Source organism: Streptomyces sp. CB00455, assembly GCF_001905445.1.
Classification (GTDB): Bacteria; Actinomycetota; Actinomycetes; order Streptomycetales; family Streptomycetaceae; genus Streptomyces.
Genome location: NZ_LIVQ01000005.1, coordinates 222,470 through 235,690, shown reverse-complemented (window position 1 = coordinate 235,690; position 13,221 = coordinate 222,470). Strand labels below are relative to the sequence as shown.

The window sequence follows — 13,221 nt, the reverse complement described above, 5'->3', positions numbered from 1 at the left end:
TGGGGCGGTACCATCCGTCCGTGGGGGGACACATGACAGACAGACGAGGCTCCGCACTGCGCACGTGCGGCTGTGTGGCGGCGGGCCTTCTCGTACTCGCCGGATGCTCGGGTGCCGGGGGCGGGGGCGGGGGCGGGGGCGGGGCCGCCCGGGCGGCGAAGGGCGGAGCGAGCGCCGCTGCCTCCGGTACGGCCGCCGCCGCCGCGCCGGCCGCGCCGAGCCCGTCCGCCGCGCCGCTCGTGCCCGAACTGGACGAGACCAAGCAGCCCCGGACGAGGGACGAGGCCCGCGACCTGCTCGGCCGCATCGTGATCGCCCAGCAGGCCTTCGGACCCGAGGTCGAGCGCGCCACGCCCTTCGAGAGCGACCCCCGCCGCTGGCCGGTCCTCGACCAGGACTGCGTCTGGCAGACGGAGGGCCTGCCCCCCGACGTCCTCGCCACCAGCACCCGCTACTTCCAGATCCCGGCCGGGAACGGCCACGGCCGCGTGCAGATCAACGTCACCGTGACCGTGCACCGCAACCGCACGGAATCCGGCTGGGAGACCGCCCGCGCCATGGAGGAAGTCCTGCGCTGCCCCGATCAGGAACTGCGCGAGGGCGAGGACATCAAGGGCCTGTGGGGCGGCGCCTTCCACTTCGGTGAGCAGGGGAACGGCTGGACCGAGGACGCCTTCACCGAGGCCGGCCAATACGTCAGCCGGACGGGCGGCGGCCCCTACTCCTACATCTGGTCCCAGGGGCAGTTCGGGCCGGTCACCATGGCCGCCGCGGGCAAGGGCGCGGCGGGCTTCCCGGACGATACGCTCAAGGCCCTCCTCGTCCAGGGCACCAGCCGCCTCATGGCGAACGCCAGGCAGGTCCTCGCGAAGGCGGCGGGCTGATGGAGCGACTCCACCCGTCGGACCCCTCCCGGATCGCCGCCCACCGCCTCCTCGGGCGGCTCGGCGCGGGCGGCATGGGCGTCGTCTACCTCGGCCGCACCGACGACGGGGCCCTCGCCGCCGTGAAGGTGATCCGCACCGAGTACGCCGACGAGGCCGACTTCCGGGCACGTTTCCGCCGCGAAGCCGGCATCGCCGCCCAGGTCGACAGCCCCTGGGCCGTCCAGGTCACCGGCGCCGACCCGGACGCCGCCGAACCGTGGCTGGCCACCGCATTCGTCCCCGGCCCCTCCCTCGGCGAGGCCGTCGCGGCCCACGGGCCGCTGCCGCCGCGCGCCGTACGCGTCCTCGGCAAGGCCCTGGCCCAAGCCCTTGCGGTGATGCACGAGCAGGGCCTCGTACACCGCGACGTCAAGCCCGGGAACGTCCTGCTCGGCATGGACCGGCCCCGCCTCATCGACTTCGGGATCGCCCGCGGCGGCGAGCACACCGCCCTGACCTCCGCAGAAGCGATCCTCGGCACCCCCGGCTTCCTGCCGCCCGAACAGGCCGAGGGCCGCCCCGCAGAACCGGCCGGCGACGTCTTCTCGCTCGGCTGCCTCCTCGCCTACGCCGCCACCGGCAGACTGCCCTTCGGCGCCGGGCCCGTCGACGCCGTGCTCTACCGCACCGTCCACGACGAGCCCGACCTCGGCCCCGAAGTCCTCGCCGACCCCGAACTCGCCGCTCTGCTGCGCACCTGCCTCGCCAAGCACCCCGACAGCCGCCCCACCGCGCGCGAGCTCGGCGCGGCACTGACCGAGGACACCCCGCAGGAGGGCACCGACTGGCTGCCCGACGCGGTCGTCGCCACCATCGCCGAGCGCGCCGCCGAGCTGCTCGCGCTGCCCGGCATCGACGAAACCGTCGCCGATCCCGATGCCGCGCCCGCTCCGGGCAAGGGCCGGCCGGCACCGACCCGAAGGCGGTTCCTGGCCTTCGCCGCCGGCGGCACCCTGCTCGCGGCCGGCGGCGGCCTGGCCGCCTGGTCGGCGCTGCGCGAGGACGGCGGCGGCAAGACCCCCGCCCCACCGGCCGACCGGCAGTGGGTGATCGGCGTACACGCCGACCTCTCCGGCCCGCAAAAGGCCATCGGACAGGCCCAGGAGCGCGGTGTGCGGCTCGCGGCCGCCGCCTTCAACTCCCGCGCCGACAAACCCTTCACACTCACCGTCGCCACCGCCGACGACGCCGGGAGCGCCGACCGCTCGGCGGCCGCCGCCACCGGTCTGACCGCGAACCGCGACGTGCTCGCCGTGATCGGCCCGACGGGCAACGCCTCCGTCAGCCCCTGCCTGGACGTGTACGGGGAGGCGGGCCTGGCCCTGCTCACGGTCTCGGCCCTGGCGACCAGCTTCGGCGTCGCCGACCGGCGCAGCCTCTTCCAGACCAGCGCCCTGTCCCTCGGCCAGGGTTCCGTCGTCAACCTCGAACTGGCCGGCCGTCAGGGCGTACGCCGCCTCGGGGTCCTCTGCGACCGCGCGGGGGACATCGAGGGCTGGCAGGCGGTCCTGCACCTGAGCCGGACCCTGACCCTGTTCGCACCCGATGCCACGCTCTACTCACGCGTCGTACCGCCCGGCGTGGAGGAGCTCGCCGCCGTCGTCACGGACGTGCTCGCCCACGGCATCGACGCCTTTTTCTACACCGGCACCCCGGCGCGCGCCGCCAAGACCGCCGGGCTGCTGTCCGCCGCCGGTTTCAAGGGGCCCCGGGCGCTCGACTACACCCTCGTGGGGGCGGAGTTCCTCACCGCCGCCGGTCCGGCGGCCGAGGGATGGCAGTGCGTCGCCCCGTACACGGGACCGGACGCTCCCGAGGTGGCGGACGTCGCCCGCGCCCACCGGGCGCAGTACGGCGCGCCCCCCGACGTGTGGACCGCGGAGGCCTACGACGCGGCCGGCCTCGTCATCGACCGGCTGGTGACCGCCGCGCGGGGCGGAGGCCGCCCGGCCCGCGCCGATCTGCTCGCGGCCCTCGGCAAGGGCACCTTCAAGGGCCTGACGAGGGAGTACGCCTTCGACGAGCACCGGCAGGTGACGGGGAACGTCTACCACCACCACCAGGTGGAGGGCGGCCGGCTCCGCCACCTCGGGCTGTCCCTGCGTCCCGCCTCGGGGTAGCGGCCCGTGCACCCCCTCCTTGCGGCCGACCCCTCCGCGATCGGCGGGAACCGGCTGCTGCGGCGCCTCGGTTCGGGCGGCATGGGCACCGTGTACCTGGGCCGTTCCCCGGCGGGCACCCTCGTGGCGGTCAAGGTGATCCGCGCCGACCGCGCCGCGGACCCCTCCTTCCGGACCCGCTTCCGCCGGGAGGCACAGGCCGCGGGGCGACTGACCGGACGCTGGGTCGTCCCGGTGGTCGCCGCGGACCCGGAAGCGCGCGAGCCCTGGCTCGCCACCCCCTTCGTCCCCGGCCCCGCGCTGTCCGAGGCGGTGGGCGGGTACGGCCCCCTTCCCGCGGGGACCGTACGGACGCTGGGCGCGCGGCTCGCCGAGGCGCTGGAGCAGGTGCACGCGGCCGGGCTCATCCACCGCGACGTCAAACCGGGCAATGTGCTGCTGGCCGCGGACGGTCCCCGGCTGATCGACTTCGGGATCGCGCGCGCCACGGGAGCGACCACGCTGACGGCGGTCGACACGATCGTCGGCACCCCGGGCTACCTGGCGCCCGAACTCGCCCAGGGGGCCGGCCCCGAGCCGGGCCCGCCGAGCGACGTGTTCTCCCTGGGGTGCGTGCTCGCGTACGCCGCGACCGGCCTCGGGCCCTTCGGCGGCGGGCACCCGGCGGCGGTGGTCTTCCGCACGGTGCACGAGGAGCCCGCACTTCAAGGGCTCCCGGGCGAGTTGCTGGGACCGGTCACGGCCTGCCTGGCGAAGGACCCGGCGGCGCGGCCCACGCTCCCGCACCTGCGCGCGCTCCTCACGGACCCACGACGCGGCGCGCCCGGCGCCACCGGCCATCCCTCCGGCGCGGAGCCCGGCCAGTGGCTGCCGGCCCCGCTGCTGCGGCTCATCGCCGAACGCTCCACCCGGGCCCTGGACCTGCCTGCCCCCGAGCCCACCCGCCTCGACGCCCCGTCACCCCGACGGCCCCTCACCCGCAGGCGGCTGCTCGCGGCCGGGGGAGCGCTCGTCGTCACGGGGGCGCCCATCGCCTGGTACGCCACCCGCGACCGGACCGGCGGCGCGACCCCGCCCGCCGGTGGGCTCCGTACCCACACCCTCGCCCTCCAGGCGGATCTGAGCGGCCCGGGCAAGGACACCGGCCAGGCCCACGAGCGGGGCATGCGGCTCGCCGTGGACGGACACAACGCCCGGCGCGATGCCCCCTTCCGGCTGGCCCTGCGCGTCGGCGACGACGCCGGCGATCCGCAGCGCGCGGCGCGGACGGCCGCCGAACTCATCGCGGACCCCACGGTCGTCGCCCTCACCGGACCCACCTGGAGCGCCGCCGTCCCGGCGGTGGCCGCCGCCTGCCTCGCGGCGGACCTCACGCAGCTGCTGGTGTCGGTGAACGGCCCGGAGATGTACCAGACGCAGTGGCGGACCATGTGTGTCACCCGCCCCGTCGACGACCAACTGGGCTCTGCCATCGTGTACTACCTCTCCCAGCTGCGGCCCTCGCACCGCACGGGCGTCGTGGAGGACGCCGGTGCGCAGGAGCCGGCCTGGCGGCTCACCCGCGTCCTGGAGCAGAGCCCCCCGGCGCAGGGCACGGTGAGCGTCCACCGGATGCCGGCGGGCGGCTCCGACTTCGCCGCCGCCGCAGGCGCCCTGACCGGGGCCGGGGCGCAGGCCGCCGTCTTCGCCGGCACCTCCCCGGAGCGCGCCGGGCTCTTCGCCCGGGCACTTGCCGAGGCCGGGTTCCAGGGCCCGCGCCTCGGCATCCAGCAGGCCATGGAGCCCGCGTTCCTCTCGACCGCGGGCCCGGCGGCCGACGGCTGGATCTTCAGCTCCCTGTTCACCGATCCCGCCGCGGTGCCGGACGCCGCCGGGTTCACCGCCGCGTACCGGGCCGCCCACGGGACGGCGCCCGCCCGCTGGGCCACGGAGGCGTACGACGCCGTGGGCCTGCTGGTCGCGGCCCTGACCGGCCTGGAGGGCGAGGGGCGCGACCGGGCGGGCCTGTCCCGGCGGGTCTTCCGTACGACCCATCAGGGCCTGGCCAAACCGCTGGCCTTCGACGGCGACACGCACGCCCTGGCCGGGAACCGCTCGGCCCACCTCTACCGCGTCGAGTCGGGCGCCTACCGTTACCTGGGCCTCTACCCGGACGTCCGCTCCGTGCCCTGAGCGCGCATCCGCCGCATCCGCCGGCGGCGGAGCAGCACACCGCCCGCCGCGCCGGCGAGCGCGGCAGCCGCCACGCCTGCCGTCGTCCACCAGACGGTGCGGTCCGGGGCCTGCGCGGACGGTGTCTTCGCCTGGGCGGGCGGGGTGGCCGGGGCGGCCCCGGAGGTCGGACCGGCCGGCGACGCCGCCGGCACGCTCGGCGCGGGGGCGGAGGCGGAAGGGACCGGTGCGCCGCCGGCCGGCGGGGAGCCGACCGGCGCGGGGTCCACCACGGGCACCGCCACCTCGCCCGTGCCGTGTCCGAGGGAGGGGAACCCGACGTCCACGGTGACCTTCCAGGCACCCGGCGGCAGCACTTCGGCCGTCATCCAGCCGGCGGGAGCGGCGGCGGGGTCGCGGACCAGCCGCCAGGGGCCCAGGGTGCGGGCGCCGTCGCCGCTGACCGCGTTCGCCATGCCGGCGACGGCCTCGTCGACGGCGTCCCCGTCGTTCTGCCAGGTGACATCGGCGGTGACGTGGCCGTCGCGCTGCCCGGTCACCGCCACCTTCACGGTGTCGCCGTGGGCGTGGGCCGTGGCGGGGGCCAGGAGCGTCAGGCCGAGAGCGGCCATGAGGGCGGGGAACAGGAGGGCCGGGAAAGCGGTTCGTCTGCGCATCGTGGCGGTACTCCGGGTGCGTGGGGAGAGGGGCCGGCGGACGGCCGCGCGGTGCGGCCGTCCGCCGGGGGTGGACACGGGGCGCCTGGGCGCCCGGTTGCGGGGCTGCCGCCCGTCAGCCGGCCTTCTGGACCGTCCATGCCTGCGCCGCGCGGCCGTCCGCGCGCTGCAGGTCGAGCAGCCAGTTCCCGTAGTAGGGGCGGTTGCTCACGGTCAGGGCGAAGCCGCCGCTCGGGTCCGTGACGGTCATCGCACCGCCGCGGGGGGTCAGCTTCCAGGCCTGGGCGGGATTGCCGCCGCACGGCTGCTGCACGACCCACATGCCGGCGGCGGGGGCGCCGCCGGGCTGGAGGCACTTGCCGGACACCGCGGAGCGGATGCGGACCCGGCCGCTGCCCGCGTCGTCGAAGTACCACTGCTGCTGCGCGTAGCCGTTGGCGCGGCCGGCGACGAGCACGGTGCCGTCGGCGCCGCGGCCGCCCCACACCTCGGCGTTCATGCCGCTGCTGCCGTTGCCGAGGAGGTACTTGGCGCCCGGGGTGGTCGTCCCGCCGCCCGCACCCGTCGTACGGAAGGAAGCGGCCTTGCCGGGTCCGCTGTCCCGTCCGGAGCTGTCGCGGACGGAGACGGTGACCTTGTACGAGGTGCCGGGCTGGAGGTTGTAGATGCGCAGCACCTGGGACTGGACCCAGGTGAGGTGCTTGCCGTTCAGCAGGACCTGGTACCAGGCGGCGCCCTCGACCTTGGGCCAGCTCACCACGACGGAGGTGGCCTGAATCTGGGCAGCCGTCACGGCAGGTCCGCCGGTGGGCTTCTTGGTCGGGGTCGGGGTCGGGCTGGGCTTCTTGGTCGGCGTGGGTGTCGGGTTCGGGTTCGGACCCGGGTCGGTGCCGTCACCGCCCTTGCCCCGCATCAGGAACTGGTTGTCGGCGATGTTCCAGTGCGTCGCCAGGTAGCTGCCGGCCTTCGGACTGGTGTGGAAGTAGTCGTCGTGGTTGCAGTCCAGGATGTTCTCGGCCGCCTGGTTGGTGCAGACGTTGCGCATCTGCGGGTAGTACGGGGTGTCCGAGTAGCACATGACGTCGAACTCGTCGGTGCAGTGCGCGCCGCGGCTGGTGTTCGGGGCGCTGTTGTTGACCGCGCCCAGGTTGTGGCCGAGTTCGTGCGCGGCGGTGTGGCCGCCCCAGCAGCCGGAGTCCGTGCGCCCGTAGGAGGGGCCGAAGTTGCTCTGGTTGGCCTGGCCGGGCCGCTCGTCACCGTTGAAGGTGCCGATGCCGCAGTAGACCTGGGTGTCCGCGAAGATCATGTACTTGCGGTCGCGGCGGTCGAGGCCCTTGCCCGCGAGCGCGGCGTTGGTCGCGCTGAACTCGGAGAGCGCCGAGTCCGGGAGCTCGATGTTGAGCACCGTCGGGGTGCAGTCGGCGGCCGTCACGTAGCGGATGTGGCGTACTCCGCCGGTCTCCTGGGCGCTCGTCGCGTAGATGAGGTCGGCGTCGGCCGCCCACTTGCGGAAGGAGGCGACGTACTCGGAGTAGCGGTCGCGGCCGGCGCCGTGGACGTAGACCACCTGCACGCGGTTGCCGGTGCTGCCGTCGCCGTCGCACTGGACGGTCTGGCCCGCGGGGCCGGCCGCGACGGCCTGGCCTCCGGCGGAGGCGGCGGGGGCGGGCTGGGGCGCCGAGGCCTTGGCGGAGGCGGCGTCGGCGGCGGGCGCGTCCTGAGGACGCCCGCCGCCTTCCGTGGTCGCCGGGTCGTCGGTCGCGGGGCGGGCCGGGTCGGCCGCCGGGGCGCTCGCCTTGACGGCGGGCGCGATGTCCTTCGTGATGTCGACGCCCTGGGGCGGGGCGTCGGGGCCGTGGGTGCACAGGCCGGCGTCGGTGCGGTAGACACCGACGCAGCGGTCGCCCTTCGGCGCGGCCTTGAGGCCGTCGTAGATCATGCCGCGCGCGTTCTCGTTGGCGGGCGCGCCGGATATCGGCTCCGGCTCCTGGTCGCGGGCGGGTGCGGCGGCGGGCGCGGCCGTCTCGGCGCCGGCGGCCTCGACGGGAGCCGCGGCCTGGGCGCCGTCACCGATGCCGGAGTAGGCGATGCCTGCGGCGAGCACACCCGCCGCGGCCATGGCGGCGGTGAGGAGTACCAACCGCCGTGGCTTGCGGCGGTGTTCGCGCCGTCTGCGTCGTCCTGTCATGGGCACCTCAAATCGTGAGCGGATGGGTGGGTGCGCGGAAGCCTGCCAGACGAATGCCGCGGAGAATTCGGACAAAGGGGAGTGCGCTTCGAGAAATCGTTCCGTTACCTGTTGACCGGATCTGACGAACTATCAAAATGCTTAGCAGAAAGGGCAGTTACGCGCGTCGCGGTCCATTGGTCCAGGCCATACCTAAGGAGTCGTTATCAAATCGAGATATACGGTGCGGGCCTATTGACGGGAATTCAGTCAGGGATTCATCTAATTACTACCTGTCGAATTCCCTCCGTCACGACCCGTGAGGAACCATCCGCATCCCACCGACAGCCACACCAAGGGGACAATCGAGGCCGCTGCGGGGCGTCGTGGGCGTGTGCGCCCCTGCCGACCGGCCCTGCCCCGCCGGTAGGGTGCTGTCCCTGTTCGGCGGGGTTTCCGCCAATGGGCAACGGGACAGAAAGGCACCGCGCGCCGTGACCGCCTCGTGGGACACCATCACCGCCCTCGCCGACCGCTTCGACGCCGCCGACGCCGAGCTGGGCCTGCCGCCAGAGGAGAGTCACCTGCTGCAAGTGCTGAAGATCGGCGAGGAGTTCGGCGAAGCGGCCCAGGCCGTGATCGGCGCCAAGGGCACCAACCCGCGCAAGGGGCGCTCCCACAGCTGGGAGGACGTCCACGACGAGGTCTGCGACGTCGTCATCACGGGCATGGTGGCCCTCGCCCGGATGCGCCCCGATGCGTCGGCCTACTTCACGGCGCAACTCGCGCTGAAGGCGGCCAAGTTCCTGCCCCCACCGGCGGCGGACACCGCCACCTGACCGTGTCCCCGCCCCGGCCCCAGCCCCGGCCGTAGCTGGGGCCCCTGCCCCAGCTCCAGCCCCTGGGCCCCTGCCCCCAGCCCGTGATCCTGCTCCGGCCGGCCGGCGTCCCCGCCCGGGCCCCACCCGGCCGGCAGGCAGCGGCGGGTCAGGCGTCGATGGCGCTCAGGTCCAGGCGCGCCAGGCGTTCCGGGTCCGTCAGGATGTCCAGCGCGGTGATCCTGCCGGCCCGGACCGTGAAGGCCATGACCGAAAGCGGCCTGCCCTGCGCCAGGGAGACCACGCCGGGCAGGCCGTTGACCAGCACCGGACGGCCGGATTCGGCGAACCGGGCGAAGGCGATCGCCTGCGAGGCGACCTCGGACGCGCCGCGCCGCAGCACGCTGGGCAGCAGCGTGCCGCCGTCGGAGCGGGCCACGATCTCGGGATCGAGGAGAGCCACAAGAGCCTCGAAGTCGCCGCCGCGCGCGGCGGCCAGGAACGCGTCGACGATCGTACGCAGGCGGGCGCGGTCGGTGTCCGGAGCGGGCGCCGCACCCTGGACCCGGCGCCGGGCGCGGCTGGCGAGCTGGCGCGTGGTGGCGGAAGTCCGCCCGAGGACCGGGGCGATGTCGTCGAAGGGCACGGCGAACATGTCGTGCAGCACGAAGGCCAGCCGCTCGGCGGGGGCGAGCGTCTCCAGTACCACCATCAGCGCGGTGCCGACCGAGTCGGCGAGCAGGACCTCCTGCTCCGGGTCGAGGCCGTCCGCCCGGCCGACGACCGGGTCCGGGAGGCGTACCAGCCCCTCCTGGTCGTGCAGCGGATCCTCGCGCCGGCTGGTGCGCGACCGCAGCATGTCCAGGCACACCCGGCCGACCGCCGTGGTCAGCCACCCGCCCAGGTTGTCGACGGCATCGGCGTCCGCGCGGCCGAGCTTGAGCCAGGCTTCCTGAACGGCGTCCTCCGCCTCGCTGAGCGAGCCGAGCATGCGGTAGGCGACCGCCCGCAGGTGGCCGCGGTGTTCCTCGAAGCGCCGCGCCAGATCGTCTTTTCCGCTCACTGTCACATCCCCGTGTCCGTCACATCCGCCAGGTGACGGACGATAACCGACCGGTGGCGCGGCGAAGGGCGCCGCCCCGTGGTTCCCCACGGAGCGGCGCCCCTCGTGCATGCCGGGAGCCGGTCAGCTCACCCCGCCCTCTTGGAGCCGAGCTCGCCGGGCGTCTTCGGTACCCAGGGTTCCACGGCGGTGGCTTCACCGGGATCCGGTTCGGCCATGCCCACCCGCCACACGTCCTTGTGGTCCACGCTCACGGCCCGGACGTAGATCCCTTTGATCTGACCGGTGTCGTGCAGGTAGAGCACGACGGTCTGCCGGTACGAACCCTCGTCGTAGAACTCCGCGGTGACCTTCCCGCGGGCGCCCTTGCGGAACGCTGTGATCCAGTTCTCGGCGGTCTTCTCGGGGACGCCCTCGCCCCGGTCGTCGGACACGAGGGCCGCCAGCGCGTCGGCGTCCCCGTCGGCGATCCGCCACACCACCTGCTGGGTGATCCCCAACGACCCCGTGGACGGATACCCGACGACGGCGAGCGGCGGGTGGCTGCTGTAGTCGCCGGTGAAGTTCGTCTGCTCGGCGGCGTACTGCGCCGAGCAGGCGGTCAGCACGCCCAGCGACAGGGTGCAGCCGAGTGCGGCCCGCAGGGCCGGCCCGTACCTCACCGGGACCTCGGCCTCAGGGTACCGACCTCCACGATCTTCCCCCCGTTCCTGGCCACGGCCGTGTGGTCGTAGCCGCTGTGACCCTTGTACCGGAAGAGCAATATGTCTCCGGGAAGCAGATTGTACGAGCGGTTGACGTAGCCCGGCCGGCGGGGGTGGAACATGTGGACGGGATCGGCGTCGGCGTGGGCCGGGCGCCGGCGTGGATGCCCTGCGGGGCGTCGGGCAGCGGACTGCCCGTGAAGGCGGTCCAGTTGGGGCGCGGCTTCACGCCCCTTCGGTCTCCGTCCGCGCGACCTCCGCGGCGCCGCCCGCAGCCGCGCCCACGGGAAGGAGCCGGGGGCGTTTCGCGGTGCGGCCGTCGCCGGAGGACCGGCCCCGTACGCGCCGGGCGACCCAGGGGCCCAGGAAACCGGCCGCCCAGCGCAGTTCCGCTGCGGTCGCCTGCCACGGGCCGGGCAGCGTCCGGGGCGGCAGCGGGAGCGTCCAGGCATCGTCGCTCCCCGGCAGCCGGACGGCCCGGGCGAGGGCGGCGGCGATCCGTTCGTGGCCCAGGGGGCTGGCGTGCAGGCGGTCGGCCGTCCACAGTCGCGGGTCGCGGGCGATGGCCTGCCCGCCGATGTCGGCGACCGTGACCCCGTGCCGGGCGGCGGCGGCGCGGATGCGGGAATTGAGACCCGACACGCGCGATCCGAGCGGCCGGGCCAAGGGCACGATCTCGCCGAGGTCGGGGAAGGTCACCGTCACCACGTGCGCGCCGGCCGCCGTGAACGCGGCGAACATCTCCTCCAGGTGTCCGGCCACCTCCACCGCGTCGAACCGGGGCCGGAGCAGGTCGTTGACCCCGGCGACGACGGTGACCAGGTCGGGGCGCAGGGCCAGGGCGGGCGCCAGCTGCTGCGCGCGGACCTGGGCGGCGAGGCGGCCCCGTACCGCCAGATTGGCGTACCGGACGGCCGGGTCGACCACCGCGAGGTGCTCGGCGAGCCGGTCGGCGAAGCCGCGGAGGCCGGTGGTGTCGTCCCCGTCCCCGACGCCCTCGGTCTGGCTGTCGCCCAGTGCGACGTACCGCAGGTACTCAGTGCCGGGCATCGGTCGTCCGCCTCTTCCTCAGGGTGGCCGCGGTCTCCAGGCACCAGTCCCGGTGCCCCCGTTCGAAGGTGACGCCGCGCAGGCAGGTCAGGTATCCGCCGATCCGCTCGCCCCGCAGCAAGAACTCCTCCTCGTCGAGGTCGCCGCGCATCTCCCGCAGCAGCCCTTCGAGGAATTCGATCTTCGTTTCGGCCGCGGCAGCCCGCTCCTCCAGCTGTTCGATCACCGGGCCGGTGCCGATGCGGTCGGCGCTCTGGACCTTGACGAGCAGGTCGTCGCGGATGACCGACGGCTTCGCCGCGGCCACGGCGAAGGCTTCCAGCGCGGCGCGACCGGCATCCGTCACCTGGAACACCCGCTTGTTGGGCCGGGTCTCCTGGACCACCTGGCGGCCGGCGACCAGTCCCTCCTTCTCCAGCTTGGCCAACTCGGCGTACAGCTGCTGGGGGAGCGCGTGCCAGAAGTTGCCGACGCTCACGTCGAAGACCTTCGCCAGCTGGTACCCGCTGTAGTCGCCGTCCAGCAGCGCCGCCAGCACGGCGTGTCGCAGGGCCATCGCGGCCACCCCTTCCCTTGCCTCGCCGGTCCGGTGCATCATACGCAAGAAAGTGAATAGTCATTTTCTTGAGTATCAGGAGGGGTCATGGAGACTGCCGAACGATTCCGCGCCGCCGTGGAGAAGCGTGATCTCGCCGCGCTGGAGGACCTGTTCGCCGAGGACATCAGGCTCTACAGTCCGGTCAAGTTCACCCCCTTCGAGGGCAGGCGGATGGTCATGGGTCTCTTCGGGGTCCTGCTGCGCACCTTCGAAGACCTCCGGTACGTCGGGTACTTCGAGGGCGCCGCCGAGACCAGCTCCGACGGACAGGAGGCGCCGTCGGCGATCCTGCCCTTCCGGGCCGTCGTGAACGGCAGGCAGATCCACGGGATCGACCTGCTCCAGTTCGACGGGGCGGGCCGGGTCAAGGAGTTCACCGTGATGGTCCGCCCGCAGTCGGCCGTGCAGGCCCTGGGGCAGGCGGTCCTCGACGGCCTGGTCGCCGACGGCCTCGTCCCGGGCCCCGGCACGGCCCCGGCCTGAGAGGCCCGCCCGGCAGGGCAGGTACCGGGCCAGCCGGACGAACGGGACGGCCCGGACGACCCGGGCCGTCCGGGAGCCGGATCGGCGGGTGGTCCACGGGCACATGCCCGCCAGGCGGATTGTGGGGCAGAACGCCATGACCGGGGCCGTCGGGTGGTCCCCGGCCGGACCGTCAAGGGGCTGGGCGGCGCCATGGACCCGGTCCACGGGGCCCGGCGGGTGACCGTGCTGATGGAACACACCGCGCGGGACGGCTCTCCCGCACCGGTGGAGACGTGCGGACTTCCGCTCACGGGGCGGGGCCGGCCGCGCCTGCGCCAAGGGCTCGCAGCAGGGCATGGGGCTCTCCGGCATCTTCGTCGCCCACACCCTGGGGGAGTCCCCGCCGGGCCACTACGTCATCGCCGACACCGGCTGCGCACCCCAGGCCACGGCCCCGGCCTCCGGGGGGACCACGGGCAGGT

The 13,221-nt window shown here is 74.4% G+C and carries 11 protein-coding genes and 1 pseudogene; 6 read left to right on the top strand and 6 right to left on the bottom strand.

What is annotated here, in order from left to right; genetic code table 11:
* Positions 1 to 32: 32 nt before the first annotated feature.
* Genes AMK16_RS21300 through AMK16_RS21290 form a run of 3 tightly spaced genes read left to right on the top strand, consistent with a single transcriptional unit; the run spans position 33 to position 5,218 of the window.
* Positions 33 to 884, top strand: coding sequence for a hypothetical protein (locus AMK16_RS21300; RefSeq protein WP_073918177.1), 852 nt, complete (start codon positions 33 to 35; stop codon positions 882 to 884).
* Complete coding sequence (locus AMK16_RS21295) at positions 884 to 3,046, top strand: bifunctional serine/threonine-protein kinase/ABC transporter substrate-binding protein (RefSeq protein ID WP_073918175.1); 2,163 nt, start codon at positions 884 to 886, stop codon at positions 3,044 to 3,046. Before AMK16_RS21300 ends, AMK16_RS21295 begins: the two co-directional genes overlap by 1 nt.
* A 6-nt stretch (positions 3,047 to 3,052) precedes the next feature.
* A complete protein-coding gene (locus AMK16_RS21290) occupies positions 3,053 to 5,218 on the top strand; it encodes a bifunctional serine/threonine-protein kinase/ABC transporter substrate-binding protein (protein WP_073918174.1) in 2,166 nt (721 codons plus the stop codon).
* Here the strand turns inward: AMK16_RS21290 and AMK16_RS21285 are convergent.
* Together AMK16_RS21285 and AMK16_RS38140 are read right to left on the bottom strand one after the other, a co-directional pair.
* On the bottom strand, positions 5,191 to 5,874 hold the full coding sequence (locus AMK16_RS21285; protein WP_073918172.1) for a hypothetical protein: 684 nt from the start codon (positions 5,872 to 5,874) through the stop codon (positions 5,191 to 5,193). The two genes, AMK16_RS21290 and AMK16_RS21285, sit on opposite strands and share 28 nt — an antisense overlap.
* A gap of 115 nt (positions 5,875 to 5,989) precedes the next feature.
* Positions 5,990 to 8,062 carry an RICIN domain-containing protein gene (locus AMK16_RS38140; protein ID WP_274535377.1) on the bottom strand — a complete coding sequence of 691 codons (2,073 nt, stop codon included), beginning with the start codon at positions 8,060 to 8,062 and terminating at the stop codon, positions 5,990 to 5,992.
* 473 nt (positions 8,063 to 8,535) lie between these two features.
* On the opposite strand from AMK16_RS38140, the gene AMK16_RS21275 reads away from it, so the two are divergent.
* Positions 8,536 to 8,880, top strand: a complete 345-nt coding sequence (locus AMK16_RS21275; protein ID WP_073918171.1) for a MazG-like family protein — start codon at positions 8,536 to 8,538, stop codon at positions 8,878 to 8,880.
* Between the two features lie 148 nt (positions 8,881 to 9,028).
* On the opposite strand, the gene AMK16_RS21270 is transcribed toward AMK16_RS21275, so the two are convergent.
* The 4 genes from AMK16_RS21270 to AMK16_RS21255 form a co-directional block, all read right to left on the bottom strand.
* Positions 9,029 to 9,922, bottom strand: a complete 894-nt coding sequence (locus AMK16_RS21270) for a sigma-70 family RNA polymerase sigma factor (RefSeq protein ID WP_073918169.1) — start codon at positions 9,920 to 9,922, stop codon at positions 9,029 to 9,031.
* Between the two features lie 128 nt (positions 9,923 to 10,050).
* Positions 10,051 to 10,584 carry a hypothetical protein gene (locus AMK16_RS21265; RefSeq protein WP_073918168.1) on the bottom strand — a complete coding sequence of 178 codons (534 nt, stop codon included), beginning with the start codon at positions 10,582 to 10,584 and terminating at the stop codon, positions 10,051 to 10,053.
* Positions 10,585 to 10,851: 267 nt separating this feature from the next.
* Positions 10,852 to 11,676: an SGNH/GDSL hydrolase family protein gene (locus AMK16_RS21260; protein ID WP_073918166.1), complete on the bottom strand. Its 825-nt coding sequence runs from the start codon at positions 11,674 to 11,676 to the stop codon at positions 10,852 to 10,854.
* Positions 11,663 to 12,232: a PadR family transcriptional regulator gene (locus AMK16_RS21255; protein ID WP_073918846.1), complete on the bottom strand. Its 570-nt coding sequence runs from the start codon at positions 12,230 to 12,232 to the stop codon at positions 11,663 to 11,665. The genes AMK16_RS21260 and AMK16_RS21255 overlap by 14 nt, the downstream gene beginning before the upstream one ends.
* An 87-nt stretch (positions 12,233 to 12,319) precedes the next feature.
* Between AMK16_RS21255 and AMK16_RS21250 the strand changes: the two genes are divergently transcribed.
* On the top strand, positions 12,320 to 12,757 hold the full coding sequence (locus AMK16_RS21250) for a nuclear transport factor 2 family protein (RefSeq protein ID WP_073918164.1): 438 nt from the start codon (positions 12,320 to 12,322) through the stop codon (positions 12,755 to 12,757).
* A 159-nt stretch (positions 12,758 to 12,916) separates the two neighbouring features.
* Positions 12,917 to 13,060 (top strand): annotated as a pseudogene (locus AMK16_RS37360) (succinyl-CoA--3-ketoacid-CoA transferase); the annotation flags it as partial.
* Positions 13,061 to 13,221 lie beyond the last annotated feature (161 nt).

What these genes read in the sequence shown, in the direction of transcription:
- AMK16_RS21300 (WP_073918177.1), top strand. Translation starts at nt 33, where the DNA reads ATGACAGACAGACGAGGCTCCGCACTGCGCACGTGCGGCTGTGTGGCG.
- AMK16_RS21250 (WP_073918164.1), top strand. Translation starts at nt 12,320, where the DNA reads ATGGAGACTGCCGAACGATTCCGCGCCGCCGTGGAGAAGCGTGATCTC.
- AMK16_RS21260 (WP_073918166.1), bottom strand. Translation starts at nt 11,676, where the DNA reads ATGCCCGGCACTGAGTACCTGCGGTACGTCGCACTGGGCGACAGCCAG.
- AMK16_RS21285 (WP_073918172.1), bottom strand. Translation starts at nt 5,874, where the DNA reads ATGCGCAGACGAACCGCTTTCCCGGCCCTCCTGTTCCCCGCCCTCATG.
- AMK16_RS38140 (WP_274535377.1), bottom strand. Translation starts at nt 8,062, where the DNA reads ATGACAGGACGACGCAGACGGCGCGAACACCGCCGCAAGCCACGGCGG.
- AMK16_RS21255 (WP_073918846.1), bottom strand. Translation starts at nt 12,232, where the DNA reads ATGGCCCTGCGACACGCCGTGCTGGCGGCGCTGCTGGACGGCGACTAC.
- AMK16_RS21295 (WP_073918175.1), top strand. Translation starts at nt 884, where the DNA reads ATGGAGCGACTCCACCCGTCGGACCCCTCCCGGATCGCCGCCCACCGC.